This is a genomic window from Bacillus cereus group sp. N21 (assembly GCF_016483395.1).
In the GTDB taxonomy this organism is placed as follows: domain Bacteria; phylum Bacillota; class Bacilli; order Bacillales; family Bacillaceae_G; genus Bacillus_A; species Bacillus_A pseudomycoides.
In genome coordinates this window covers 1-2,524 of sequence record NZ_JAEHBX010000169.1, presented here as the reverse complement: position 1 = coordinate 2,524, position 2,524 = coordinate 1, and the positions used below count along the sequence as shown (strand labels likewise).

Sequence of the window (2,524 nt, the reverse complement as noted above, 5' to 3'; positions counted from 1 at the left end):
TAAAATATCTCATGTTATTGTGCTCCTACTCATTTTCCTAAAATGTAACGTGGTTTAGAGAACTTTGCAACAGAACCCCTAATTTTATTATCATCCATATAATCGAGTTCAGTTGCAAATGAAAATGAATTAGTATCCGCACTCGCTGAGCCACTAAACCCAAACAATGCCCCCAGTGATAACACCAATGATCCCATAACAGATAACACTTTCTTCATAAGAACCCCTCCTCTAAGTATTAACGTACTTTAATATTTTACTAACAAACAAATAAAAATGTAATATTTTTCATAAAATTAGAATAATCAGGATATTTAAAAGGAAACTTCGTCTCTATTTGGGGTACGGAAACGATTCAAAGAATAACCCGCCACATCTGAAAAAATTTCCAATTTTAGCGGGTGATTTTTATTATAGGGATAGTACCACATCCATCAACCTAACAGAACAGCTTGTCCCAAAAATGATAAAAATGAACTTCGTTGCTATAAAAGACATAAAACCATAAACAATTACTCCATATTTACTTTTGCTGTGGACGATAAAGGGTATCTACCAATTGATTATACTCGCTTCTTGAAATTTCTTTATTATACAGTTTAATTAATAACTCTTTATGCGCCTTCGAAAACGCCATTTTGTCAATGAATTTTGGATACATATGATTATTCTCTCTCCCTCTGATAAATTACTATGTTGCAGTTCATCTACTTCTCTTGAATATTATAATAGAATAAACAACCAATGTTTTATGAAATATTAAATATAAATCTAATGAACATGCGGGTTTCCTTTTTTGTTTGTTAGTTTCATCAGCAAATACGTCAGACCTTTGAAAGACTTTTGTAACATTTATGAAAGTAAATTGAAAGATTTATATAATAAGATAAATATATCGAAAGTGATTTTATTTTAATACGGAGTAAAAAGTATAAGCAATGTACGGTATAATTTCATTTTTTGTATTCTTGTAGAGATGATAAAAGAAAGGGAGAGATCATATGAATTATAAGAAAAAAGTAATTCCCGCAGCATTAGCATTTGCTGTTTTAGCAAGTCCAGTTTTTTCTTTAAAAGCAGAAGCAAGTACAGTATCTTCAGGTTCTAGCGCAATTACTTCTGTTGAAAAAGAAAATCCATCATTAAATATTAAAGAGGGACAGGTATCTGAAGAAAATTCCAATGTAAACCAAGAATTTGATGCAAATTATATCAATAATAATATTATTAAAGCGAATTTTCCATCTGTTACACCACCTCATATCAAGCAAGCAAAGCCTCTTGAATATGTATATTTAGATTATTTTTATACAAATAACAATAAAATTATTGGGGACTGGAGAAACAAAGAACTAAAACATATGGATCCAAAACCTAGATTTTATTATGACTTAAAATTCCTGGGGCTTGACGACTCTCAAATTGCAGAATATTTTGGAGGCACTTACGGAGAGGCTTTTGTAAAAGGGCTTGTTATGGAAACGTTAGAAAACTTTTTCCAAACTCGATATGCACAAGATCCAAATGATCCTGATGTGCAAAAAATATTGCAATCTAAATATTACGAAAAAAGCGATGCTGAAAATTCATGGTGGTTACCAGAATTCTTTGAAGGAGAAGGTGGTTTAAAAAGAGCCATTCTAGAGGAATTTGGAAAGAAAAGTTTAGATGAACTTGGAATCCAAGTTATTTGGGGTGATAATAATTGGGGCGCTGAGAAGGCTGTAACAATTGGTTATTCAGCGAAGACACCATTTAACCCACTAAAAGATGCTGAACTAACTGAAAAGAAATATCTTAAGAAAGTTCCTGGTGGATCAGCATCAATTCCAGCAAAAAATACAGGATATGAAGTAACATTTGACATCAAAACAGGGTTGACTAATGAACAATCACAATCATTTGCTCACACTGTAGGCTTCAATGCTGGTGTTGGCATTGAAGATGTTTTTGAAATTGGAGCAAGTTATGAGTTCCAAAGTACATTTGGTACAAGTATCTCATTAAGTGAAGAACAAACAGTATCCCGTAAATTTAGTCTTACTAACGATACTGATAAAACGATTACAGCAGCATTATATCAAGTTACTGCTGAGTATAGCTTAAAACCTGGATCGGTTGCTGCGGGAGCTGTAAATAAAACAATCAATTCACCTTTTGCACAGTTTTGGCAAGGTGGCGGTTATTGGGATACAGCTACAAAAGTTAAAGTATCATCTACTTCAACAGGTGCAATTAAAACAGATGATTTAAAACTAGTTCGTTCAGATGTACTAGAAAAATAAAAAGATACGGAAAAGATACCTTATTTTCTGAATCCCCCTTATATAATGACATAGAATATATATTCTATGTCATTATTCGTGTAATTAAAAAATTTTAGATCGCTATATTCTTAATGAACTGTTAATTCTTAAATCAATTCACCAATTTAAACTACCATATAAAAGGTTCTGGTGCAAAAACCATTTGATAGAGATATAGAACCTACATGGCCTATTCAATGACAGATTATGATGCAATT

At 31.9% G+C, this 2,524-nt stretch carries 3 protein-coding genes; 1 reads left to right on the top strand and 2 read right to left on the bottom strand.

Features of this window, described 5'->3' with window-relative positions; all coding sequences use genetic code 11:
* Nucleotides 1-29 precede the first annotated feature (29 nt).
* A complete protein-coding gene (locus JDS96_RS30175; RefSeq protein ID WP_199669053.1) occupies nt 30-218 on the bottom strand; it encodes a hypothetical protein in 189 nt (62 codons plus the stop codon).
* A 305-nt stretch (nt 219-523) separates the two neighbouring features.
* The gene (locus tag JDS96_RS30170; RefSeq protein WP_199669052.1) at nt 524-661 is read right to left on the bottom strand and encodes a hypothetical protein; all 138 of its coding nucleotides are present in this window, start codon (nt 659-661) and stop codon (nt 524-526) included.
* Nucleotides 662-1,001: 340 nt separating this feature from the next.
* Here JDS96_RS30170 and JDS96_RS31770 point away from each other — a divergent pair, with 340 nt between their 5' ends.
* Nucleotides 1,002-2,285, top strand: a complete 1,284-nt coding sequence (locus tag JDS96_RS31770) for a hypothetical protein (protein WP_206777255.1) — start codon at nt 1,002-1,004, stop codon at nt 2,283-2,285.
* Nucleotides 2,286-2,524: the final 239 nt, after the last annotated feature.